General features: G+C 37.5%; 21 protein-coding genes. 8 read left to right on the top strand and 13 right to left on the bottom strand.

Annotation, left to right across the window (positions count from 1 at the left end):
* The first annotated feature begins 7 nt into the window (after nucleotides 1–7).
* The 3 genes from qoxB to qoxD are packed head-to-tail and all read left to right on the top strand — an operon-like array spanning nucleotide 8 to nucleotide 2,836.
* Nucleotides 8–1,957: a cytochrome aa3 quinol oxidase subunit I gene (gene qoxB / locus CD31_RS16130; RefSeq protein WP_036079095.1), complete on the top strand. Its 1,950-nt coding sequence runs from the start codon at nucleotides 8–10 to the stop codon at nucleotides 1,955–1,957.
* Nucleotides 1,954–2,550 (top strand): cytochrome aa3 quinol oxidase subunit III, encoded by a 597-nt coding sequence (qoxC, locus tag CD31_RS16125; RefSeq protein WP_036079094.1) that lies wholly within the window; start codon nucleotides 1,954–1,956, stop codon nucleotides 2,548–2,550. The genes qoxB and qoxC overlap by 4 nt, the downstream gene beginning before the upstream one ends.
* A gap of 1 nt (nucleotide 2,551) precedes the next feature.
* Nucleotides 2,552–2,836 carry a cytochrome aa3 quinol oxidase subunit IV gene (qoxD, locus tag CD31_RS16120; RefSeq protein ID WP_036079092.1) on the top strand — a complete coding sequence of 95 codons (285 nt, stop codon included), beginning with the start codon at nucleotides 2,552–2,554 and terminating at the stop codon, nucleotides 2,834–2,836.
* A 202-nt stretch (nucleotides 2,837–3,038) separates the two neighbouring features.
* On the opposite strand, the gene CD31_RS16115 is transcribed toward qoxD, so the two are convergent.
* On the bottom strand, nucleotides 3,039–3,593 hold the full coding sequence (locus CD31_RS16115) for a helix-turn-helix domain-containing protein (RefSeq protein ID WP_036079089.1): 555 nt from the start codon (nucleotides 3,591–3,593) through the stop codon (nucleotides 3,039–3,041).
* Nucleotides 3,594–3,727: 134 nt separating this feature from the next.
* Between CD31_RS16115 and CD31_RS16110 the strand changes: the two genes are divergently transcribed.
* Together CD31_RS16110 and CD31_RS16105 are read left to right on the top strand one after the other, a co-directional pair.
* Nucleotides 3,728–4,936: an MFS transporter gene (locus tag CD31_RS16110; RefSeq protein WP_036079086.1), complete on the top strand. Its 1,209-nt coding sequence runs from the start codon at nucleotides 3,728–3,730 to the stop codon at nucleotides 4,934–4,936.
* 126 nt (nucleotides 4,937–5,062) lie between these two features.
* Nucleotides 5,063–5,920, top strand: a complete 858-nt coding sequence (locus tag CD31_RS16105) for a PhzF family phenazine biosynthesis protein (RefSeq protein ID WP_036079083.1) — start codon at nucleotides 5,063–5,065, stop codon at nucleotides 5,918–5,920.
* Nucleotides 5,921–6,241: 321 nt separating this feature from the next.
* Here the strand turns inward: CD31_RS16105 and CD31_RS16100 are convergent, their stop codons facing one another.
* On the bottom strand, nucleotides 6,242–6,421 hold the full coding sequence (locus tag CD31_RS16100; protein ID WP_036079080.1) for a hypothetical protein: 180 nt from the start codon (nucleotides 6,419–6,421) through the stop codon (nucleotides 6,242–6,244).
* 93 nt (nucleotides 6,422–6,514) lie between these two features.
* Complete coding sequence (locus CD31_RS16095) at nucleotides 6,515–7,399, bottom strand: GNAT family N-acetyltransferase (RefSeq protein WP_036079079.1); 885 nt, start codon at nucleotides 7,397–7,399, stop codon at nucleotides 6,515–6,517.
* A gap of 418 nt (nucleotides 7,400–7,817) precedes the next feature.
* Between CD31_RS16095 and CD31_RS16090 the strand changes: the two genes are divergently transcribed.
* Genes CD31_RS16090 through CD31_RS16080 form a run of 3 tightly spaced genes read left to right on the top strand, consistent with a single transcriptional unit; the run spans nucleotide 7,818 to nucleotide 11,587 of the window.
* Nucleotides 7,818–9,338 (top strand): spore germination protein, encoded by a 1,521-nt coding sequence (locus CD31_RS16090; protein WP_036079076.1) that lies wholly within the window; start codon nucleotides 7,818–7,820, stop codon nucleotides 9,336–9,338.
* Nucleotides 9,339–9,354: 16 nt separating this feature from the next.
* Nucleotides 9,355–10,476: a GerAB/ArcD/ProY family transporter gene (locus CD31_RS16085; protein WP_036079073.1), complete on the top strand. Its 1,122-nt coding sequence runs from the start codon at nucleotides 9,355–9,357 to the stop codon at nucleotides 10,474–10,476.
* The gene (locus tag CD31_RS16080; RefSeq protein WP_036079071.1) at nucleotides 10,463–11,587 is read left to right on the top strand and encodes a Ger(x)C family spore germination protein; all 1,125 of its coding nucleotides are present in this window, start codon (nucleotides 10,463–10,465) and stop codon (nucleotides 11,585–11,587) included. The genes CD31_RS16085 and CD31_RS16080 overlap by 14 nt, the downstream gene beginning before the upstream one ends.
* A gap of 1 nt (nucleotide 11,588) precedes the next feature.
* On the opposite strand, the gene CD31_RS16075 is transcribed toward CD31_RS16080, so the two are convergent.
* The 10 genes from CD31_RS16075 to CD31_RS16030 form a co-directional block, all read right to left on the bottom strand.
* Entirely contained in the window at nucleotides 11,589–12,539 is a 951-nt protein-coding gene (locus CD31_RS16075) for a nucleoside hydrolase (protein ID WP_036079069.1), read from the bottom strand.
* Between the two features lie 156 nt (nucleotides 12,540–12,695).
* Nucleotides 12,696–15,866, bottom strand: coding sequence for an ATP-binding cassette domain-containing protein (locus CD31_RS16070; protein ID WP_036079067.1), 3,171 nt, complete (start codon nucleotides 15,864–15,866; stop codon nucleotides 12,696–12,698).
* A 103-nt stretch (nucleotides 15,867–15,969) separates the two neighbouring features.
* Entirely contained in the window at nucleotides 15,970–16,380 is a 411-nt protein-coding gene (locus CD31_RS16065) for an SRPBCC family protein (RefSeq protein WP_036079064.1), read from the bottom strand.
* Nucleotides 16,377–16,703 carry an ArsR/SmtB family transcription factor gene (locus CD31_RS16060; protein WP_016992666.1) on the bottom strand — a complete coding sequence of 109 codons (327 nt, stop codon included), beginning with the start codon at nucleotides 16,701–16,703 and terminating at the stop codon, nucleotides 16,377–16,379. The genes CD31_RS16065 and CD31_RS16060 overlap by 4 nt, the downstream gene beginning before the upstream one ends.
* Before the next feature lie 293 nt (nucleotides 16,704–16,996).
* A complete protein-coding gene (locus CD31_RS16055; RefSeq protein WP_016992667.1) occupies nucleotides 16,997–17,215 on the bottom strand; it encodes a hypothetical protein in 219 nt (72 codons plus the stop codon).
* 36 nt (nucleotides 17,216–17,251) lie between these two features.
* Nucleotides 17,252–17,575: an ArsR/SmtB family transcription factor gene (locus CD31_RS16050; RefSeq protein WP_036079352.1), complete on the bottom strand. Its 324-nt coding sequence runs from the start codon at nucleotides 17,573–17,575 to the stop codon at nucleotides 17,252–17,254.
* A gap of 103 nt (nucleotides 17,576–17,678) precedes the next feature.
* Nucleotides 17,679–18,365: a Dph6-related ATP pyrophosphatase gene (locus CD31_RS16045; RefSeq protein WP_036079061.1), complete on the bottom strand. Its 687-nt coding sequence runs from the start codon at nucleotides 18,363–18,365 to the stop codon at nucleotides 17,679–17,681.
* 16 nt (nucleotides 18,366–18,381) lie between these two features.
* Nucleotides 18,382–19,464, bottom strand: coding sequence for a hypothetical protein (locus CD31_RS16040; RefSeq protein ID WP_036079058.1), 1,083 nt, complete (start codon nucleotides 19,462–19,464; stop codon nucleotides 18,382–18,384).
* Nucleotides 19,465–19,564: 100 nt separating this feature from the next.
* On the bottom strand, nucleotides 19,565–21,001 hold the full coding sequence (gene proS, locus CD31_RS16035; RefSeq protein WP_036079055.1) for a proline--tRNA ligase: 1,437 nt from the start codon (nucleotides 20,999–21,001) through the stop codon (nucleotides 19,565–19,567).
* 344 nt (nucleotides 21,002–21,345) lie between these two features.
* On the bottom strand, nucleotides 21,346–23,064 hold the full coding sequence (locus tag CD31_RS16030) for a putative bifunctional diguanylate cyclase/phosphodiesterase (RefSeq protein WP_036079053.1): 1,719 nt from the start codon (nucleotides 23,062–23,064) through the stop codon (nucleotides 21,346–21,348).
* Between the last annotated feature and the right edge of the window lie 311 nt (nucleotides 23,065–23,375).

The raw sequence follows: 23,375 nt of genomic DNA, 5'->3' as shown, positions 1-23,375 counted from the left end.
TAGTCATATGGAGTACTTCGAACGATTTGCTATACCCCATCCAAGCCAAGCTATCTATGCATCGATGGTTGCAATTGGCCTGACGGTAATAGCAATTATAGTTGGCTTAACCTACTTTAAAAAATGGGGCTACCTTTGGCGTGAATGGTTAACAACCGTTGATCATAAACGCATTGGTATTATGTATTTAATTTCAGCCCTTCTGATGCTTTTCCGTGGTGGAGCAGATGCGATTATGATGCGCGCACAAATGGCTGTACCTGACAATACATTACTTGATGCGCAGCATTATAATGAAATCTTCACAACACATGGGACTGTCATGATTATTTTTATGGCCATGCCTTTTATTATGGCCTTTATGAATTATATTGTGCCCTTACAAATTGGTGCAAGAGACGTTGCTTTCCCACGATTGAATGCTTTAAGCTTTTGGCTCTTTTTCATGGGGGCCATGCTACTAAATATATCCTTTGTTATAGGTGGCTCCCCTGATGCTGGCTGGACGAATTATTTCCCTCTAGCAAATAATGAATTTAGCCAATCTGTAGGAACAAACTATTATTTATTTGCCTTACAGATTTCAGGTCTTGGCACATTAATTACTGGTATTAATATGATTGTGACGATACTTAAAATGAGAGCACCAGGCATGACACTTATGAAAATGCCGATGTTTACGTGGTCTTCATTAGTAGCAAACGTGATTATCGTTTTTGCCTTTCCAGTTTTAACGGTAGCCTTAACGATGGGAACTTTTGATCGACTATTTGCTACTAATTTTTTCACAACATCTGATGGTGGAATGGATATGCTGTGGGCAAACTTTTTCTGGGTCTGGGGGCATCCTGAGGTGTATATCCTGATTTTACCTGCCTTTGGGATCTACAGTGAGATTATTTCTACTTTTTCAGGACGCAATCTCTATGGCTATAAATCAATGGTCGGCTCCATGGTGATCATTTCCTTCCTTTCGTTTTTAGTATGGACACATCATTTCTTTACGATGGGACAAGGTGCTTTAACAAATAGTATTTTCTCGATTACAACGATGGCCATTGCCGTCCCAACTGGGGTTAAAATTTTTAACTGGTTATTCACCCTTTGGAAAGGAAAAATTGTTTTCACAACGCCAATGCTTTACTCCATGTTATTTATTCCTACCTTTACAATAGGTGGCGTAACGGGTGTAATGCTTGGCATGTCAGCTGCCGACTATCAATACCATAACACAATGTTCTTGGTTGCCCACTTCCATATGGTGATTATTCCCGGCGTTGTCTTTGCAATGCTAGCTGGCTTACATTACTATTGGCCGAAAATGTTTGGCTTTATGTTGAATGAAAAAATCGGCAAGTGGACAGCTTGGATTATTGCTATCAGTACGTTGCTAGCCTTTATGCCAATGTTTGTCTCTGGCTTAGATGGACAAGCACGCCGTATGTACACTTATTCTGCCTCTACTGGTTTTGGGCTGTGGAATATGATTTCGTTTATCGGTGCAATTGGCTTAACAATTGGTTTTATCTTACTTGTTTACAATGTTATCTACAGTATTCGTTATTCACCAAGGAATGTTGGGTCGGATCCCTGGGACGCTCGCACATTAGAGTGGGCTACACCAAGCCCTGTGCCTTACTATAATTTTGCCAAGGTTCCACACGTGATTTCAACAGAAGCGTTATGGGATGCAAAATATCATCAGCATGAACTGTTCCCAGAGCCATATGAAAAGATTCATATGCCGAATAATAGCGGTGTACCTTTCTTATTAGGCTGTATTTTCTTTGCATGGGGCTTCTCCTTTGTTTTTGGTATGTGGATACCAACAATTCTCACAACCATTGGTATTTTTATCTGCATGGCTCACCGTTCATTGGAAAAAGATCCAGGACACTATGTACCTGTCGAAAAAGTGAAAACAACGGAATCGAAATTGCGAGGTAGTCAATTATGAAAATCGATCAATCACTTCCTTTAGAATATAGTACTCAGCAAAATCAATTGAATATATTAGGCTTCTGGGTGTTTATTGGTGCTGAAATTATGCTTTTCGGCACATTATTCGCAGGTTATTTTGTTTTAGTAGACCGTACTGGGAATGGTCCAACAGGAGCGGAGATTTTTGAAATTACACCTGTTTTATTTGAAACGTTTATTCTTTTAACAAGTAGCTTTACCATTGGCTTAGGCATACATGCTATGCGTAAGGGCTATACGAAAGCAATGATATGGTTTTATGTTTTGACATTAGTACTCGGTGTCGTATTTATTAGTTTTGAAGTTTACGAGTTTATGCACTATATTCATGTTGGTGCGAGCTTACAGACGAGTGCCTTTACAGCTGCCCTTTTAACAACATTAGGAACACATGGTGCACACGTTACCTTTGGGGTATTTTGGGGAATGTTCATCGTCTATCAGCTCATCCAACGTGGTTTAACACCAGAAACAGCCAATAAATCGTTTATCTTCTCTTTATACTGGCACTTTTTAGATGTGGTCTGGATTTTTATTTTCAGCTTCATTTACTTGAAAGGAATGGTGTAACATGAGTGATTTATTCCCGATGAAACAAGTCATGGGGTTTGGTGTGTCCATAATCCTTACGATCATTGCGGCATGTGTATATTTTTTCAATCTATCTTTTCCGATTACCATGACTATTTTATTAGTCACAGCATTTATTCAGGCAGGCTTGCAGTTAGTTGTCTTTATGCATGCTGGTGAAACGAATGATAAACCTGCCATCTATACCAATATTTATTATGGTTTAATCATTGCGCTCGTTACCATCTTCGGAACATTATTATGTATGATTTGGGGTTATATCTAAATAGAGAAAAATCGTCCTTACTTTAATTTAGTAAGGACGATTTTTTTATGAAAACACACGATATATAGACAAAATCCAATTATTGCGTGGTGTTTTGAATGCGGGTACCATCAAACGAGCGAGTCCACTTTCATTAATTGTGATATGATGTGATTCGTTGAATGGGTTAAATATAGGATTGCCTATAGTGGATGTTGTTCAATCATGGAGTTGTATACGTTAACGACAGCATTAAATGTACTTTTTCATCCGAGTGATTGATATACGTGTGAAGTTCTTCACCTTTGAATTTGATGATATCCCATTGGTTTAGCTGATGGGTTTTCTCTCCGACCTTTAGCTCCAATTGCCCATTTAATACAAGCACAATTTCCTCGGAGCCTGCTAGGTGACACTCGCTGTACTCACTATTCGGTTCAAGACGACCTCTAAACCACTCAGTTCCATTTGTTTTGAATAATGGATCAACAAACCAGTCGTTATTATGACCTGCGAATTGGTAGTCTGAGCCAAAACGATGGACCTCTATATTTTCCTCAAAAGATAGTAAAGAGACAAGCGGAATATTAAGTCCTCTACAAATTTTCCAAAGAATATTTACAGTCGGATTCGTTTCCCCTCGTTCAATTTTCCCTAACGTCAATTTACTAACATTGCTGACATTCGCCAGCTCCTCTAAACTCATCCTTTTGCTTTTTCGAATTTCTCGTAAATTTCCTCCAACTTGACCAGATAAGTCAATATTTTCCTCCTGCATCCTGCGCACCCCTCCCATTGACTTTGCATAAATAGTATATTATAGTATACAAGTCGGTTAATTATAGTTTATTTTTTGAATTTAAAAGTTAACTATAGTATATCAAATAATAACTAAAAGAGGTGTTTTCAGTGATGGCGAAATCAAAAAACTTTCCGATTATTTGGAGCGTTTTTTCTTTGTTTATACTATCTATGAACTTACGAGCTTCGATCACATCTATCTCACCAGTATTGAAAAATATTCAAATGGATTTGCAGATGACAAGTGTTGTTGTAAGTTTATTAACAGCACTTCCCGTATTTTGTATGGGGATTTTTGCACCATTGGCTGGCAAGCTAAGTGAACGATGGGGTATCGAATGGACGATTGGGCTATCCGTTTTATTAATTGGTGTATCAACAGCTTTACGGTTAGTGGCAACTTTTCCTTTATTTTTATTAGTAACAGCTATTCTTAGTGGGATAGGAATTGCTATTACAGGCCCACTGATTTCAGGCTATATCAAAAAGGAATTTCCTAAATATTCTTCTACGATGATCGGTGTATATTCTGCGGGTATGGGAATTGGAGCTTCTTTAAGTGCTGGTTTAGTTGTGCCTGCTATGCATGCTTTTCATCAATCCTGGAACGCAGCTTTAGCAATATGGTCGGTATTCGCCCTTATGGGTATTATTGTTTGGGCTCCAATTATCAAAAAATCCAAGCAATCTCAAGAGTCATTAGAGAAATCGGCCAGTCAAAAAAGTCGACTACCTTGGGGAAACCGATATGTTTGGCTCCTTATGGTCATGTTCGGTTTACAATCTGGCGTTTATTATTCCCTCGCGACATGGCTCGCTCCAAAAGTACAGGATATGGGATATAGTGACGCCTACGCCGCAACAACGGTAACTATTTTTTCTATCATGCAAATGATTTGTAGCTTTATCATTCCCATCTTAATAAATAATAGTTTCAAAAGAAAACCTTGGATGCTACTTTGTGCTTCGAGCTCCTTTATTGGCATAGTGATGTTAATTATGGGCGGCATCTCTCCTATTTTCTGTGCGACGTTAACAGGGATCGGTGCTGGTGGTTTATTCCCGTTAGCAATGATTTTACCTTTAGATGCTACGACTACACCAAAAGAGGCAAGTGAATGGACAGCGATGATTCAATTCGGTGGCTATATCATTAGTGGTATCATTCCAATGCTTGTTGGTGTCATCAAAGATATGACGAATACATTTGACGTTGCCCTTTTTACCTTATTATTTATCATCATCATTATCATGGGGATGACGTTAAAGGTCAAAACAAAGACGGAATCAGCTACTATTCGCGTTCTATCTAGTAGATGACGGAGTGTTTCAACCTTATTTTAGACTGTAGACAAACTATGCTTTATAGCAAGTATATCCAACAATATATTTTTAAATATTGATTTCTATGCTACTATTCACTATAAGTGAGGAAGGAAGATTCTTATGAAAATATCTGTTTACGTTGCAAGTGCTTTTAGCAAGGATCATCAAGGCGGAAATAAAGCAGGAGTGGTGTTGAATGAAACTACATTGACCACTACTCAAAAAATGGCGATAGCCAAACAACTGGGCTATGCGGAAACAGCATTTATAACAGCATCTGAAATTGCTGATTATAAACTTGAGTATTTTACACCAAAGGAAGAAGTTGATCTGTGTGGTCATGCCACAATTGGCTCTTTCACGATACTGATGCATTTAAATAAACTTTTTAAGGATCGCTATACGATCGAGACAAACAGCGGTGTTCTTACTATTACCATAAAAGATGACATCATTTTCATGGAACAAAACAAACCGATATTCTATGATGTTATAGCTCCAAACGAGTTGATCGACTGTTTTGACATTAAAGCTATAGATAATAAATACCCCATTCAAATTGTTTCCACGGGCTTAAAAGATATTTTAATTCCTATAACAAGCGAAACACAATTACATGCACTGCAGGCTAATTTTGAGAAAGTTAAAGAAATCAGCAAGTATTATCATGTTGTCGGGATGCATTTGTATACTTTTAACGACAATCGAATTATATGCAGAAATTTTGCTCCACTATACGACATCAATGAAGAAGCAGCGACTGGAACTTCAAACGGTGCATTAGCTTGCTACCTTTATGAACAGCACCACTTGCAAAAAGAGGTCTATATATTTGAACAAGGTTATTCTTTACACTCTCCTTCCGAAATATTAGTGAAATTAGCAACCAATAGCAGAAATGAAATAGAAAACGTTTATGTTGGCGGCAAAGGCTATTACTGTGAAACGAAATGTTTAAAGGTAGAAAATATGGAGTGAAAATAATTTCACAACCTGGAGATTTTCTGAGTTTTAATTTAAAAATAGTTAATAAGACAAACACATTATTTAATCAATGTGTTTGTCTTCAATGAATGCTCAACTTCTACTACCTTCTATGAGCTTGTGGCACATCATCAATGAATGTCCTGCCTTTTCCACTCTAGAGGCCCCGTGATCCATTTCAACAAAGTTGTTTTCCCTGCTCAATTATAATAAAACCGTTATCTTGATCACTTATAATCAAGATAACGGTTTGTTTTTTATAATAGTAAACCTACTTTAATCCCTTTATTGATAGTCGATATCGTCATCGATGCATTAACTTAATTCTTTCCATTCATCTATTGTTAAATCTTCAATGGCTTTTTCATGATCTTCACAATAAATAACGATAGAACCGACGATGCTGTGTGCATCTCTGAATGCAACGCCTTTGCTCATTAAATAATCAGCGACCTCTGTTGCATTTAGAAACCCTCCTTTGACGGCTTTTTTCATGTTTTCACTGCTCACCTTCATCGTAGCAATCATTTTTGACATGATTTGTAGACAAGATAAAACCGTGTCCAATGCATCGCATATCTACCCTACCTAGCAATGGGATGTTAAAGGAAACATAAAGTGCCTCTGTAAGAAGGGCTTTTTCGAGTGAATGAATAAGGCATCGTCATCATTTGGGGTGATGGTGGCTGTCATGCCTTCCATTGTAAAGTCAGGTGTAAAATAGAATACTACTTTTTTCGTTGTATCCTTAATAATGCGTGTTAATACAGCCTCTGCATTGGTTGCCTGTAACGAGATGATATCATAAATAGTTAATACCACCTCTTCTTCCTCCATTAATACTATTGTTTCTAATTCTTCTAAATAGTAAATAGCATGAGGGAAAACTAACGTAAAATAAAACATTAATAAACTTTCGTTGTGTTCAACATCTAGAATACTAGAATGGATATGACGATTTTTTGCATAGTTTTCAAGGAGTGCGAGATCTTGTTCAATCGTTAGTTGACGAATGTTTGCCATCTTGTTAGGTTGAATAGGAATTTTTATAAGGTCTAAGCTAAATTCGCTTTCGTGAACGCGTGTAAAGCCAAACTTCGGATAAAAATCCAAGACGGTGTTATTGGCGAAAAGATACATGAAATCACAGGCAACTTCGTACTCTTTCATGATATGCAGCATCAACTGCTTCGCCAAACCTTGATGACGATAATGTTCATCCGTCATCACTGTACCGATCTGAATTCCCTTTAATCGCTCGCCATTTACGTGAATGCACATCTTATATACAGAAGCATTCGCAATCACTTTTCCTTTTTGTACAAATGAGTAAGGAATATATCGGTCATTCCAATAGCCTTTGTTATACCAGCCTCGAAAATCCAAACCAAATGTTTTCATGGCTAAATCATTAAAACTTGCCTTTAATTTTTCATTGTGACGATAATTACTAACTAATTGATACTTTTCCACGTCTATTCCCTCCACTTTTATGTTACAATCGCTAATTTTTCTGGGGATCATCACCTCCTAAAAACAGAAAAAGACTCTATGAGTACAAGCTCATAAAGTCCGTTGTTATACACAATATAACTGTGGATTAGACATCATTATGCTTCTCTTTTTATCGCAAAAGGGCAATACGAAATAACCCCTATAATTCAAAAAATTATAGACTGGCCCCTCTATTAAATTCATTAGAATTTAATTTGCGATAATTAGTTTTAGCATAAATAGCTAATCTCCCTTCTGTTTTTAAGAATACTATTATATTACCATTATTTGTTAGACGTTGTCTACTTGATGAAAATGAATGAAATAAGTATAGAATACCCCTTTAAAGTCAATTCTATAAACGAAGTCAGCGATGAAGGGAGCCTACAATTCAAGAATGAAATTTAAACTACCTTTCAATAAAAAACAACCACAGCCAATCAATGAGGCACCTAAAGAAAGTCTAGTAAGGGTTGCTAGCGCAAGCGACCATTTTATTCAGTCGATTCAAAATGCCACTAATAATCCTGCTGATTTAATTATTAAACTCGTTCCACCAAACCTTACCTTAATTTATATTGATAATTTAGTCGATATTGAAACGTTAAATAATGATATTATAGCTAATTTACAAAATAAGCCTCATGAAACGCTCGAAGAAATTGAGATTGCCATGTCAATTCCGGAAATACAGCACTCTAATTTACTAAAAGAAACTGTAGAATCCATGGTCAATGGCTCTGTTCTTATTCATGTTGAAGGCTATTCACAGGTCCTTTTAGCCAATATAGCAACTAGAGAATCGAGAGCATTATCAGCACCTGAAAATGAGTCACAAGTTATTGGTACGCAAGTTGGTTTTAACGAAAGCCTTTCAACGAATATTTCGTTAATACGTCGCTACATAGTGAGTCCTGAACTTTGCAATGAAAAATTTAAGATAGGTACGCGCACGAATACGTCGATCTCCTTGTTATATATGAATGGGATTGCCAATGATCAAATGGTTAATACATTGCGGCAACGAATTACCGATCTTTATATCGATGAACTACTTGATAGTGCAGTTCTTGCAGAAATGATCGATGATAATTCATTATCTGTCTTTCCGCAGATGCTCCTAACAGAAAGACCTGATAGGTTTTGTGATGCGATTTTAGATGGGAAAGTTGGGATTCTTGTTGATGGTAGCTCGATGGCCATTATTGCACCACAATCATTTACAGAGTTCTTTCAAAGTCAAGAGGATCAAAATTTAAGATGGCAAATTGCAACTTTTCTTCGTTTGTTACGGCTTACTGCCTTCTTTTTATCTGTTTATTTAACGCCGTTTTATGTGGCAGCTGTAACATTTCATTATGAAGTCATTCCACAAGCTTTTTTAGTGCCATTAAGTGAGTCAAGAGCGTTGGTTCCTTTCCCCCCTATATTCGAGGCTTTGCTCCTTGAATTTATTATTGAATTACTGCGGGAAGCTGGGGCAAGATTACCAACCAAAATTGGTCAAACCATTGGGATCGTTGGAGGTATCGTAATCGGGACAGCTGCTGTACAGGCTGGTATTACAAGTAATATTTTACTTATTATCATCGCCTTAAGTGCGCTCGCCTCTTTTACCTCGCCAAGTTATATGATGGGTAACGTCATTCGTCTTATTCGTTTCCCGATTATTATCCTTGCAGGTTTTTGGGGATTTTATGGCATTATGCTTGCATTTTGTTTTATTCTTATTCATCTATTACGTCAAACAAGTTTGGGGGCCCCGTATATGTCACCTTTCTACCCACCTAGAATGAAAGAAATGCGTGATAGTATCGTTAGAATGCCCATACCATTAACAGCAAAAAGACCTGCTTTAACAAGGCCAAAGGATAAAAATAAATTCAAACCTCAACCTGTAAAACCGAAAAAAAGTTGAAATGAAGGTGAAGGAAATGACAAAGCCTATACAACTTAGCCCTAAAGATATGATTAGCGCCTATTTACTATTTTTTATTATACACGGCGCACAAGTTGGGGTCGGTATACAGGGATTTCAACGGATTATTTATATAGATGCAAGACAGGATGCATGGATCTCTGTACTGATTGCTGGCATTGCCACACATATCGTCACGTTTTGCATGATTAAAACATTGGAGATCTACGGCTCCAATGATCTTTATGGGATTCAAATTGATATTTTTGGTAAATGGATCGGAAATTTATTTAATTTAATGTATATCGTGTATTGTTTTGTAGCTTGCTTTTCTGTGTTACGAAATTATATTGAGGTCATTCAGGCATGGCTTTTTCCAAGCATTGGGACCTGGTTTCTGTCGGCCACCTTACTCATTATTATTATATATGCCTTTACGGGAGGTCTCCGCGTAATAGTAGGTGTGTCTTTTTTTAGTATTATTCTTTCGTTATGGATATTACCTATGCTAGCCTTTCCTTTGAAATACTCGACAGCTGAAAGCCTCTTTCCAATTTTAGAAAACGACTTTCGCTCAATTTTAAAAGGCGCTCACTCGATGACGTTCACCATTATTGGCTTTGAAATATTAAATATCGTTTATCCCTTTATTAAGGATAAAGAGAAGATCAGAAAACCTGTTCATTTAGGTTTATTGTTATCAACTTTGATCTATCTAGCGGTCATGCTTGTGTCAATTACCTATTACAGTGGGGGTAAATTAGTAAAAACGATATGGGCGACATTAACATTATTTAGTTTTATCAGCTTCCCCTTTGTTGAGCGCTTTGAATTTATAGCGGTTTGTTTTTGGATGATCATTATTTTACCAAATATGTGTTTTTATTTATGGGCTGCGTATCGTGGAGCCACTCGATTATGGAATATAAGCGGCGTAAAATTTGTTTGGTTATTTTCTTTCTTTATTTTCATCTGTAGTTTAGTCATCCAAACACGCACACAGATTAATACTATGAACACTATATTTGGAAAGGTGGCATTTTATGTCGTCTTTGTCTACCCTATTTTACTATGGCCAATCGCTTTATTAAAAAAGAATTTCACATCAAAGAAGGTGAAACATAATGAACAAGCTTAAAGTCACACTGGTTGTTCTTCTCTCATTGTTTTTTTTATATGGGTGTGTACAGACAAATATTTTAGATAAAGTAGGATTGACGACATTAGTTGGTTATGATAAAGGCTCAGAGCACAAAATAGAGACGACTGCTGTGATTCGCGAAGTAAATCCAGAATTCCAAAGTAAAGTAGAAGTTATCACAACAGAGAACGATACGAGTAAAGGGAATCGAATGGAAGCAAACCGCAGGCTTTCGAAAAAAATCATGGTAGGACAAATGAGGGTTGTGTTGTTAGGTGAAGAGTTGGCGAAAGAAGATATTCGCTATTATCTTGATACAAATCTTGAAAACGCTGATGTCAGCAATAGTATTTATATGGCGGTAGTTGAAGGTAGAACAGCACCCTTTTTGACTTATGAATATAAGGATATTGATGATATTGGCCAGCATATTTACAAGCTTATCGAGCAAAATGTGAGGCAAGAATTTATGATTAATGCTACGCTTCATCAAATTGCCCATGATTATTATTCCATTGGGAAAGATTTAGCTATGCCGATTATTAAAAGAGATCAAGAGTTTGTGGAACTTAGTGGTGTCGCTTTATTTAAAGGCGGCAAAATGGTTAGTAAGCTCCCTGCGAAAGATAGCTTTTATGTGAAAATTGTCAGGGATACATTTAAAGTGGGTTTATATGAAACCATATTAGATAATGATGATATTCCCTCCAAAATACTGCAAAAACCAACGGATAAAATAACGATAGCTTTTGACGCTATCCATTCGAATCGAGAATTGACATTAGTGGATGCCAAGAAACCAGAATTTGATCTAGATATTAACATTCGATCAAGAGTATTAGAAGTTTTCCCAGACATCAACCAAGGTGATAGAAAAAGCGTGGCTGAACTAGAAAAAGCAATTGAAAAAAAAATATCGAAGGAAATAGCACGAGTGATTGCTCATAGTCAGGAAGTTGAGTCAGATATTTTTGGATTTGGTGAAAAATATAGAAGTATTGTGAGGCATTCAAACCTCACAAGAGAAAAATGGCATAAGCTATATAAAGATATGAAAGTGAATGTCAATGTTAAATTTGTTATCCTAAGAGATGGTGTTTTTGAATGAGTCACATTTGGCCTGTCATGACCGACATAAATTGATGAAAGAACATGTCATAATGAATATCGAAGGCAATTCGGTGTTTTTTCTCTCCGTTGTGTACACTTTCATATGGACGTGTTTCGGCAATACTTTGCCCCCTAGCAGGCCCCTCTAATTTATCGACAACCTTTACGGGATAAGACTCAAATATAAACATTTCAGGAGAAGTCGTAGCCATTAGCGTTAACGCATCATGGACGGGGCTCCCTAAGAGTGAAGGGTCCCGTTCTTGATAAAAGCGCGTATAGTATTCCATTAAGGGCTTGAATATTTTGGTTTGCCCAAATGAGTCAATATAATCCACCATCCCTGGTGTGACTATCGCCTTTTGTGTAGCATTCAGAGGAATGATCGTTACATTTGTAGCGTAAGTAAGTACAATATTAACAGCAATCGGGTCACCATGAAAATTCGCTTCTGCCACTGTTGTGACATTACCAGGAACCCAAAAAGCCCCACCCATAATATAATATTCCTTGATATTTTTCATGAGGTCATTGTAAAGAATAAACATCGTTGCTAATGAGGTTAAACGGCCAATATTGACAATAATCAGCTCTTCATCCTTATAGTTTTCAATGATGCTGACGATTTCAAAAAAGTTTTCGATTTTTAATTCGTATTCGTCATCATTCGGTACAATAGGTCCAAGCCCTCGTATTCCATGAATTTCTGGATAGTAAGTAGGCTGTTCCCCAGTTAAAGGTACTTCTGCTCCTAAAATAACGGGAATATCTCGTGGAAAGTTAAACAATTTCATGACATAATAAATATTAGACATCGCATCCTCTCGTGAGACATTACCGTAATCTGCAACTAACCCCACAATTTCTACTTCTTTATTTAACCATGCATAGATTAATGCAACCGTATCATCAATGCCAATATCCCCAAATAATAGCACTTTTTTGACCATAGTATAACCTCCCTTTTACAGCCAATCGAGCTATCCCTATAGTACGATTAAAATGGCAAAGACGACACTGATTGTTAACTTTTTTGGGAAAATAAGTGTGATTCCAACAAATAAACCCACTTGCTTGGCGCAAATGGGCTTTCTATTATATTGGACTTAGTTATTATGCTGTAAATATTGATAGACCGCCATCATTTCCTGTTTATTCAACTCGCGAATCCGATTAAAAATAGGAATACTGGCAACGGCCTCAAGCTGCGAGCCCTCTGTTACAACATCGCTTACAGTACCAGTTAGCCATGTTTCCACATCAATGCCCTCAACAATTTGCTTGCGTCCCTCCTCATTAATACCACTTGCGCCACAGCTTACACAAGGCACAGTTAATTTATGGACTCCATCATGCAGTCCATCTTCAGAGAGCACCTTTTTCCCTTGACAGAATGGACAGGAATGACTGGCTTTGACTTTATTGATTTGGGTAACGATTTTCTTGTAGCCCAATGCTTCATAGACATATGTTAGTTTTTTGTATTTGCCATTTGTAAAATATTGATCGATGATGGTTTCTCTTGTTTCCTGTATATTGGCAAAATCACAGATGGTCACTTGATTTTTACGGCTGATGCGCTCTAGATTATCCCTGATTTTGTCCCAGAACGGAAAAGCATTTTGTAGCACGATTTCATAGCCGACAAAGCTTGCCAGCTCTAATTCAAGCATTTTTAGTGATACCTGTGTTTCCCTTGGCAATAAGGAAACATCTTGTAGCAGTGACATGTCTCCGCCCACGATGGCTTTGATTTTTTCTAATTGTGGTAAGTTGCCTACAATGTTGATGACTTCATCAAGCGGCTGGCGAATTAAGTCACGAATATCTGTGTCCCCAAATCGCAATTTCTTTTGGTGGTTGAGCACAGTACCATGACAAATTGGGCAAGGCACCATTTCTCTTGTTTGCTTCATTTGCTCTTTAATAATGGATTTTGAAATCACGATATAACGACCAATGATAAAATTAAAGCCCTCCCACTTTTTCGAGGATTTCGTTGCCTTATCGTAAAAGGACTTGTCCCAATAACCATATAAAAATGTATGCTTTTCTTCCTCGGTCATGTCATGATAGCTTTTACTAATATCCTGACCAAGCTCAATTTTAATCTGCTCAAAGAGAAATTCTAATTTAGAATGTTGATAGTATTTTAAAACCTCCATTATATCAGGATGTAAGAGACCGTCCCAAAATGGCACGTTTTTATCTTGTACCACAAGATCAAAATCGAATTTTTCAATTTCCAATCGACCAGAGCAGCTAGGACAATGATTTTCTTGGCTATAAAAATCGAAGCTTCTCGTATCCTTATTTGTTGGATGAGCAGCCACAATATGATTGATCAAACCACCTATTTCATAAAGAAAACTATATTGGCTATATAAATGTCTTTCCAAATCAATGGCAACAACAGGGGCAATCTTGTTTGATTCGTATTCACCGTAAATCAGACGAGCCATGGAAGATAAGCTTTTTAAGATGCCACCCTTATATATATTTTCCGCATTTTTGAAATAGCTAATATGGTTGTCTTCTAAGTATTGAATGCCATTTCTTGATGCGAGCGTTGACGCGATGTGCAATGGAGCCGTATTGCTTACATGTTGATCCTGATTAAAATAATCTTCATGGCTAACTACATCCAGATGTGTTACAGGCTCCTGCTGTCTTTTACCGAAGTCCACAATAAAATCAGAGCTTTCCAGCATATAGGCATTGTGCTCAATCATGATGATGGAGATAGACTCATCCTCTAGGATATCCCTTACACTATCGATGAACTGATTTAAAATGTTTTGAGATAGTCCTTTAGAAGGCTCATCAAAAATAAATAATGTATGGGGATTACGAGCGTTGGCAAATAACTCTGAAACTAAATGTACACATTGAAATTCACCAGTCGATAGAGATTGCGTTTTTCTTTCAAGCGTTAAGTAGCCCAGTCCAAGCTTAATCAATAAGCTTAAGCGTTTATGTGCGATATCTTCATTAGGTAGTTCATCGATTATATCTTCAATCGAGCGCTGGAAAATATCATCAATGTCCTCACTATATTTTGTTAGTTTCTTTTTAATATCGAGGAATGTTGCGACAGTGGAACGACTCGTTATTGATTGATTACGATCTTGCCCAACCATCACGAGTTTGTCCTTTGGATAGCGCTTGATAAAATCTTTAGCGATACACTCATTGACAAGCGTTGATTTTCCACAACCTGATTCTCCTGTAAAGGTAACAAGTCGGTTTTGTGGAATGTCTATTGCATCCATTTGGATATTACGGCAATGTAGATCTCGGAATTGATAATAGGATGTTGGTGCTAATCGCTTTCGCTCCCAATAGATAGGCTTTGGTCGTGGAGATTCTTCAACGATTTTTCCTCCGTATTTTCCACTACCTGGTCCAAAGAATAGCTGCTCGTCTGCCGTGTCTAACACCGTATCAGAATGGTCAATCAACCAAATTTGGTTTTTAGCGCCTAGCTGTTGAATTTGCTCTAAAATTTTAAGTAAGGTATTATGGTCAAGGCCTACAGAAATTTCATCAACAATAATCACTGTATTTTCACTTGTTGCCATGAATTCTGCTAAGTACAGTCTTGTTAATTCTCCACCTGATAAAGTCCCCATAATGCGATTTAATGTTAAGTAGCCAATATTCATTTGCATAATATTGTGAAGAATATGCTGTTTTTCTTCGCTGATATTTAATTCTTCTGATAAGGAATAGATGGCTTCTATACTTAAATTGTGAATATCAGAAATACTATAGAGTTCATTCCATAAAGTGATTTTATGCTGCTCCACTTCTGGGCTATAGCGCTTACCCAAACATTTTTTACATTCTACATTTTTTGTCGTGCCTCGCCCCTTACATGCAGGACACCAGCCTAACGCATTGTTAAAGGAAAACATCTCTGGAGAAAGATGAAATTCATCTGCCAGTCGATTACGAATTTCTTTAAAAACACCTGTGTGTGTACCAATCGTGGAACGTGGGTTGCTAGAGATTGAGGATTTTCCTAGAAAAAGTACAAGAGGCATGTCCTCCATTTTAATGGCACTGAAGTTCGTTTCCATAATGTTTGGAAACAAATATTGATATTCAGCCTTTGGTAATAAAGAGACGAGACGTTTTTTTGACTCTTCCCCAATCGTTTGACAAAATGTCGTTTTCCCTGAGCCAGATAACCCGGCAATTCCAAGTGATTGATCCTCTGGTAAGACAACATCTAAACGACTGATATTATTGGCAATTAATTGATTGATCTTCATGTCATAATCCTTTCGTGTATAATAGGCTTGTTAGAAAATGAAAGAACACAATTCTTGCTCAGGAATTGCGTTCTTCATTGTAAGATTATAAATAATGATTAGGCTAGGCTAATACTTTTTCAAGCTGGGCACCCATATTTGTCCAAGCGTATTTAGCACCTTCAATTGCTCCTTGACGAGCCTTTGTTTCTTCGCTAAAGCCACTTTGATCGAGGTGAAGCTGTATTGTGCCATCTGATTGTTCTGCTAATGTCCAAGTTACTGTAGTCGTTTCGCCAGCACTTGTCCACGTATAAGATAATTTGTGAGGCTCTTCTACTACCAGCACCTCACAATCTACAATGCCGTCCCACCATTCGTTTGGTTCAGCACGAAATTGAAATTTATGCCCCACAACGGGTTGGAAGTCATTGCTCCATATCCATTTTGCAAGCGTATCTGAATCAGTTAAAGCATGCCATACTTGCTCGATGGAACTTGTAAATTTAAAATCTAAGGATACATCTGGTTTCATTTGTTTTCCTCCAATAAAAGCTGTAGTTTTGATATTCTTTCTTTCCAAAATCCTTCATACAACGAGACCCAATCCTGTATTTCCTTCAATGGAGCAGCATTCAAGCGGTACCTCGTCTCTCTACCTTCCTTGCGAGCCAGAACAAGACCTGCATCTTTCAGGATGGCTAAATGTTTCGATACGGCCGTACGCCCCATATCAAATTGAGCGGTTAATTCGTGAAGCGGTAACTCCTCTGCCTCTGCTAATAAACGAATCAATGTTCGTCTTGTTGGATCAGCGATAGCTACATAGACGTCACGCTCTTGATGATTGTTACTCAAAACCACCACCCTTTCTAATAGGACACTAAATGGTGTCTTAATTATATGCCACCATTTAGTGTCCAGTCAAATGTTATTTTAGACAAAATGCTATGTATTCTAATCACCAAAAAAGAAATAGGTGAAATACAAAAAAGTACAGAGGTGAGCACCTTGTACTTTTACTAAACTAATTCATTTTTTATAACTATCCAGCATACGTAGACAAAGGATGATCCTTAGACTGGTTATCTGAAAAGAAAATTCTTCAAATATTTAATACAGGACAATAATCCTACAAACAGTAGTATTCCCTAATCCACTTGTTTCAGTATATTTTCGATATTCGTTAAGCGTTTGTTTATTTCTTGAATTTGCTGTTGTTGCAATTGAGCTGTTTCTTTATCTAATTTTAGTTGTTCTTCGGCACGGCGCTCCGCTCGACGAATGACAGTGAACACAAAAATAAAAATTAAAATAAGAACGATAAGTGGCAGCAAAGAAACTACAGAAACTATCGACATTGATGACATTTGTTGACCTCCTTTTCTATCTAATTCTTACAAAGTCTACTCCTTACTATTTTTATCCGTGATGTCGTTTGCAACTTGGGAAATGACATCGGCATTTAAGGTCAGGCTAAAAGGGTTTAGGGTATAATACTTCATTGCTTTACCACTTTCAGAAACCTCATGATAGCCATTAATTAAGTGGGCTTCCTCTAATTTCTGTAAGTGCAAATAAAGTAATGGTCTACTAATTCCTAACTCTCTTGCAAGTTGACTAACATATTGCTTTTCTTGATGAAGAATGGCAATAATTTTTAAACGATAAGGATTTGACAGCGCACCCAATACTGTTAACAGCTCATCACCTTTAAATATATCTTTCATATGTAATAATTTTATTACATATGAAATAAAAAGACAAGAAGAGATCAAAAAAAACCTTTAATGTAATGAATTGGTCATCACATTAAAGGTTATCTTGAGTGACTTACGCAAGCTCCAAAGGTAAAAATGCATAGTCTCCATCTCGTATTACTGGGCATTTCCGGACAGTAATTGGCTGCTGAAAAAGCGGTCCATCTAAGACGGTTGTATGGAATTCTCCGCCCTCACCACAAGGGTCAATGCCGCGAGCTTCGAGTTCCTGAACAAAATCGTTAGTAAGGATTCTTCCTAAATCTGCTTCGGTCATACCTAACGATAGGTTAACTGTGACAATCATCGTGCTAAATCCTAAGTGAATAAATTCATCGACAGCTTCCCGATGGTTCATTTCCCATAAAGGCATACCAAGCTTTAATCCGGCCTTTTTTGCCACTTGATCATGCCAGCAGCCGTGTGCAGGCATATCTAAATCACCTGTAACTAATACCTCAGCTCCTTGATTTTTTGCATTTTCTAAAAGACCAATAAACACTCGCTCATACTCGGCCCAGCTTGCAGCAGCCGTATAGACAGGTAGCCCAATAGAGTCGGCTTGTGCCTGGATAATCTCTGGTGGCATTCCATGCGACCTTGAGCGTTGCCCTTCTTCCTCCAACATCACGATAAGACCTATTGCTTGACCTTCCTGTGATGCTTTATATAAAGCTAAGACACTATCCTTTCCACCACTAAATGAAGCAATAAATTTTTGATTCAGCGCATTATTTTTCCAGCTTGTGCTATCTGTCATTTTACGTTCCTCCCTATTATTTATCGAGATAGATTTTTTTAGCTTCCTCGTCGAAAAACTGAGTAATTTTCGGATAGTTGTTGATGTCCAGATTGGACTGCCTCATGATTTTCTGTAAAAAGATCGTTTCGGCAAACAATTTATTGAGGATGAGCTTACACGGTAATGGGTGGTCCTGAAAATACTCGATTAAATCATCGAGCTCACCGAAATGGAAAGACAAAATATAAGTAGCATAATTTTGTAATAACATACTTACGCAATGTTCTCGATAAGAATTTGTCTGTTCTTCTAGCACAGTGCTGTGTAGCAGTTGAAAGAATGCTAGTTTATTTTCCGTATACATATGTAAAAAATGGTTGACATCATTCAGCAATAGTATGATTTCCCCTAGTCCTTCCTCATAAGGCATCGCGAGCTTCTTGGATTTCCCCTCTAAAGTATGTAAGAGCTCTAAGGTGAGGTGCTTACAAGCATCTATGTCTTCAGGCGCAATGACTAATTGCGCCTGATAGTTGTAGAAATGCTCATTAAAATAGTCATGGTAAAGAGAAATATATTGCCCTAGATGGATATTCGTTTTTGTATGCACTAACGTCTGGTCGAGAAAAGAAAAGGCGTATAGCGTTTCCTCATTCACTGGATGCGCATACAGATAGAAAAAGAAGAAAAAATCCTTTAATTGTCGTCTTTGCTTATCGTCTAATCTAGTAATAGACGCTAGCTGAGATAGCTGGAAGAAACAATAATTTTTCATCAAGTCATTCATCTTATTATAGCGATTACGCGGAACAATCTTCGTCGTAGCGTTAATAGTATAAATTAAATAGTAAAATACTTGCTCATCGTACACATCGAGCTGATGGAATTTCGATGAGAGTATAGGTTTCTCATTTAGCATATCACTGTACTGCGGATCTGGTGGTTGAAGCTCCTCTGCCCACGCCAAAAATGTTTCATGCTCATGAGCACTAAAAAAAAGCTCTGCGCTATGATCGTCTAATACAGCATACTCAAAGTCCTCCATTGGAACAGCTTGTAATCCCCGATTGAATTTGATATTTAGATAGTTATTGAATAATGCTTGTACATTCACCATGCATATCCTCATTTCTTTATGGCAAGTCATAACGTCCCTTTATTTTATCATAATCTAACAACAACACCCTCCTACAAAATAGGAGGGTGTTTGAATGATATTAATATGCTTGTGCAAACCAAACTGTATGTTTTGCTTCGTTTCCACAGCCAATACATGCCGTTTTCGTTGTTGGTGGATTAAATGGAATATTGCGAGATGTGTATTTTGTTTCTTCCTTCACTTTTTCCTCGCATGCATCCTCACCACACCATCCAGCAAGTACCCAGCCAGGGATTGTTCCATTGTCTTTGGCAGTGTCAATGTGCTGCTGTAATTGTGGAAGCGTGTCTATCGTTGTGTGAGCATTTGCTTCACGGAATTGACGAGCTTTTTCTAATAAGCGCGTTTGCATGGTTGTTAATTCTTCTTCAATAGCTGTGATGATTGTAGCTAAATCGACAGTTCGTTTTTCCTCTTCATCACGCGCTTTCAGTAAAGCTTGCTTATTTTCTAGGTCACGTGGCCCTAATTCAACACGAACAGGTACGCCCTTTAGCTCCCATTCATTGAACTTATAGCCTGGTGATTGGTCTGAGTCATCCAGACGTACACGAATTCCCTTCGCTTTTAAGGCCGCAAAAATCTCATCTAAATGCTCCATGATTTGAGGGTTCTTTTTCCATGGACCTACTGGAATTAAAACGACTTGCGTTGGTGCGATGCGTGGAGGTAAAACAAGTCCCTGCTCATCCCCATGCACCATAATAACCGAGCCAATTAAGCGTGTAGAAGTACCCCAAGATGTTGTATGCACATATTCATGCTGGTTTGCTTTATTTAAATATTTAATATTAAAGGCTTCAGCAAATTTTGTTCCTAAATAATGCGATGTTCCTGCTTGAACAGCCTTGCCGTTTTTCATCATTGCCTCAATTGAGTACGTATCGACAGCCCCTGCGAAACGCTCAGAAGGGGTTTTTTGTCCATCATAGACTGGAATTGCTAGCACCTGTTCTACCACTTCTTTATAAATGTCTAGCATTTGCATTGTTTCTTGACGAGCATCTGCTTCATCCTCGTGCGCAGTATGCCCTTCTTGCCATAAAAATTCAGAGGTACGAATAAAAGGTAGTGTTTTCTTTTCCCAGCGGAAGACATTTGCCCATTGATTGATCAGCACTGGTAGGTCACGGTAGCTTTTAATCCAATTAGAGTAAAGATGACCAATCATCGTCTCAGATGTTGGACGAAGCGCTAGCCGTTCTTCTAATTGTTCTCCTGCTGCCTCGGTTACCCAAGGAAGCTCTGGTGAGAACCCTTCGATATGATCCTTTTCCTTTTGGAAGAAGGATTCAGGAATAAGCATTGGGAAATAGGCATTACGATGTCCTGTCTCTTTAAAGCGGCGATCCATTTCCTCCTGAATATGCTCCCAAATTTCATAGCCGTCTGGTTTAAAGGCGATACAGCCTCGAACAGGTGTATAATCCATTAAATCGGCTTTTTGGATGGTCTCAATATACCATTTCGAAAAATCTTCTAGTTGTTTTGACATGTGTTCTCCTCCAATTTTGTAAAATGAATGCTGTTGAAGCAAGAAAAAAGCACAAAGCTGTCCTCTGAATAAGGACGTCTTTGTGCTGGGATGACGTGGTACCACCTTGATTTAGCTTTAAATAGAATTTAAAGCCCTCTCACGTTTGGTAACGAAAACGACTCGGTTATGTTTGCATAACATCTCCGTGGTAGGTGTTCAGTGAAGAAGCGGTGATATAGCTCTCAGCAGTTGCTATATTTTCTGTTTCACAATTCTTACTTACTTGGCCACATCATCAAATGGTTTATCTTGTTTACAGTTTTACTTTATCCCACTTTAGCAAAATCATTCAGGAATAGCAATTAATAGCTGGATTTATTTGTGACAGTATTAACAATGAGATTCGTAAAATCTCCTACGGATAAAGGCTTACTGAAATAATAGCCCTGCACATACTCACAGCCATGCTCACGCAGGACGTTTAATTCAGCTTCCTCCTCTACACCCTCAGCTACTACTTGTAGGTTTAAGGCATGGGCTAGTGAAATCATGGCTGAAATCATAGCGATTCCTGACTTTTCAGGTACGATATCACGGACAAAGGCACGATCAATTTTAAGTACATCCACTGGGAATTTTTTTAAGTAATTTAACGATGAATAGCCTGTCCCGAAATCATCTAATGAAATAGTAATACCTAGTTCTCGTAAATGCTTGATCGTATCAATTAAATCTTCCGTATAATCAAGCATACTCATCTCGGTAATTTCAATTTCTAATAAATGAGGGTCAATGCCTGTTTCTGCAATGACACCACGCACCATATCTACAAAGCCACCTGTACTAATATGAATCGGCGAAATATTCACAGCTACACGCAGTAACAATTCATGTGATTCATTCCACTGACGAGCTTGAGCACAGGCTTTACGTAAAACCCAGACACCGATATCATTAATCAGCCCACAATCCTCTGCAAATGGAATAAAACGATCTGGTGGAATATGACCTAATTCTGGGTCATACCAGCGTAGCAATGCCTCCATACCAATAACAGAATCCGTTTTTAAGTCGATCTTTGGCTGATAATGTAATTCTAGACGATCTTGCTTTAATGCTTGATGTAATTTCGTTTCCAGCAAAAGCCATTTATCATTGGCCTCGTCCATATTGTCGCGATAAAGTCGATATTGATTGCCTCGTGTAGATTTTGCTGCATACATAGCAATATCCGCATTTTTCAATAATTCTTCCACAGAGTTTGCATGATCTGGGAATACACTGATGCCGATACTAATACTCGCGTAAAATTCATAGGTATCGACAATAAAGCTTTCATTGAAGACGCCAATAATTTCCTTAGCCATTTCATCAATGCGATTGACATCATTTAAAATCATGACAAATTCATCGCTATTGTGGCGATAGAAAGAATTCGATGTATGATCAATATTGCGCAGACGATTGGACATTTCCACTAAAAACATATCGCCAATAATATGACCAAGTCCGTCGTTAATGTGTTTGAAACGATTCACATCAATGAAAAATAACGCAAACTTCTCTCCTGTACGTCGAGATTGATGAAATTCATTTTCTAAACGCTGTTCTAATTTGCGACGATTTGGTAGCCCTGTTAGTTCATCGTGATAGGCAATATGAGTAATTTTTTTAATGTCCTTTTGCGCTGTAATATCTACGCGAATGGCAATATATTGATAAGGCTTTCCTCGTTCATCTAGGAACGGAAAAATCGTTGTTTTCACCCAATATAAACTGCCATCTTTCGCACGATTGCACACCTCGCCATTCCACATATCGCCATTACCGATTGTTTTCCACATCTCTCTAAAGAAAGATTTAGGATGAAAGCCTGAATTTAGTAAACGGTGATCTTGGCCAACTAATTCTTCACGCGTATACTTTGAAATTTTACAAAAATGATCATTAACAAAAGTAATTTTTCCGGTGCGATCTGTAATCGCTACAATGATGGAACTATTCATGGCGGAAAAGATATCTTGTAATTCTTTTAGACTGTAGTTCATTTGATTAACACTACTAGGCGTGATATTCATCATTTTCATTCTCCATTCATTAAAATATGAAGGGTTTGGTACTTTTGCTTTATCTTACAGCGAGGTATAAAGTTGTGGTATATCGCCCTTTTTTATGTAATTATATTATAGTCTTAGAAAAGCAGTTAATTCAACCCAAATCTCAAAAACATTCAAAGCAGCATTTGATAGTTTTTAATAAAATAGACAAAATTTAGTGTATCTAAACACCTTGAAATTGTCTAAATATATAGTTTTTCGATACTTTTGAACTATATAAGTTAGTTTATTTAGGCTATTTATCTTTTTAATACAAAATATAAAAGTTTCATATA

This window comes from Lysinibacillus boronitolerans JCM 21713 = 10a = NBRC 103108 (assembly GCF_000772935.1).
GTDB classification, from domain to species: domain Bacteria; phylum Bacillota; class Bacilli; order Bacillales_A; family Planococcaceae; genus Lysinibacillus; species Lysinibacillus boronitolerans.
Note: the sequence above shows the minus strand (reverse complement) of the source record. Positions and strands in the feature narration are given on the sequence as shown.

What these genes read in the sequence shown, in the direction of transcription:
- qoxB (WP_036079095.1), top strand. Translation starts at nt 8, where the DNA reads ATGGAGTACTTCGAACGATTTGCTATACCCCATCCAAGCCAAGCTATC.
- qoxC (WP_036079094.1), top strand. Translation starts at nt 1,954, where the DNA reads ATGAAAATCGATCAATCACTTCCTTTAGAATATAGTACTCAGCAAAAT.
- qoxD (WP_036079092.1), top strand. Translation starts at nt 2,552, where the DNA reads ATGAGTGATTTATTCCCGATGAAACAAGTCATGGGGTTTGGTGTGTCC.
- CD31_RS16115 (WP_036079089.1), bottom strand. Translation starts at nt 3,593, where the DNA reads ATGCAGGAGGAAAATATTGACTTATCTGGTCAAGTTGGAGGAAATTTA.
- CD31_RS16110 (WP_036079086.1), top strand. Translation starts at nt 3,728, where the DNA reads ATGGCGAAATCAAAAAACTTTCCGATTATTTGGAGCGTTTTTTCTTTG.
- CD31_RS16105 (WP_036079083.1), top strand. Translation starts at nt 5,063, where the DNA reads ATGAAAATATCTGTTTACGTTGCAAGTGCTTTTAGCAAGGATCATCAA.
- CD31_RS16100 (WP_036079080.1), bottom strand. Translation starts at nt 6,421, where the DNA reads ATGAAAAAAGCCGTCAAAGGAGGGTTTCTAAATGCAACAGAGGTCGCT.
- CD31_RS16090 (WP_036079076.1), top strand. Translation starts at nt 7,818, where the DNA reads ATGAAATTTAAACTACCTTTCAATAAAAAACAACCACAGCCAATCAAT.
- CD31_RS16085 (WP_036079073.1), top strand. Translation starts at nt 9,355, where the DNA reads ATGACAAAGCCTATACAACTTAGCCCTAAAGATATGATTAGCGCCTAT.
- CD31_RS16080 (WP_036079071.1), top strand. Translation starts at nt 10,463, where the DNA reads ATGAACAAGCTTAAAGTCACACTGGTTGTTCTTCTCTCATTGTTTTTT.
- CD31_RS16075 (WP_036079069.1), bottom strand. Translation starts at nt 12,539, where the DNA reads ATGGTCAAAAAAGTGCTATTATTTGGGGATATTGGCATTGATGATACG.
- CD31_RS16070 (WP_036079067.1), bottom strand. Translation starts at nt 15,866, where the DNA reads ATGAAGATCAATCAATTAATTGCCAATAATATCAGTCGTTTAGATGTT.
- CD31_RS16065 (WP_036079064.1), bottom strand. Translation starts at nt 16,380, where the DNA reads ATGAAACCAGATGTATCCTTAGATTTTAAATTTACAAGTTCCATCGAG.
- CD31_RS16055 (WP_016992667.1), bottom strand. Translation starts at nt 17,215, where the DNA reads ATGTCATCAATGTCGATAGTTTCTGTAGTTTCTTTGCTGCCACTTATC.
- CD31_RS16050 (WP_036079352.1), bottom strand. Translation starts at nt 17,575, where the DNA reads ATGAAAGATATATTTAAAGGTGATGAGCTGTTAACAGTATTGGGTGCG.
- CD31_RS16045 (WP_036079061.1), bottom strand. Translation starts at nt 18,365, where the DNA reads ATGACAGATAGCACAAGCTGGAAAAATAATGCGCTGAATCAAAAATTT.
- CD31_RS16040 (WP_036079058.1), bottom strand. Translation starts at nt 19,464, where the DNA reads ATGGTGAATGTACAAGCATTATTCAATAACTATCTAAATATCAAATTC.
- proS (WP_036079055.1), bottom strand. Translation starts at nt 21,001, where the DNA reads ATGTCAAAACAACTAGAAGATTTTTCGAAATGGTATATTGAGACCATC.
- CD31_RS16030 (WP_036079053.1), bottom strand. Translation starts at nt 23,064, where the DNA reads ATGATGAATATCACGCCTAGTAGTGTTAATCAAATGAACTACAGTCTA.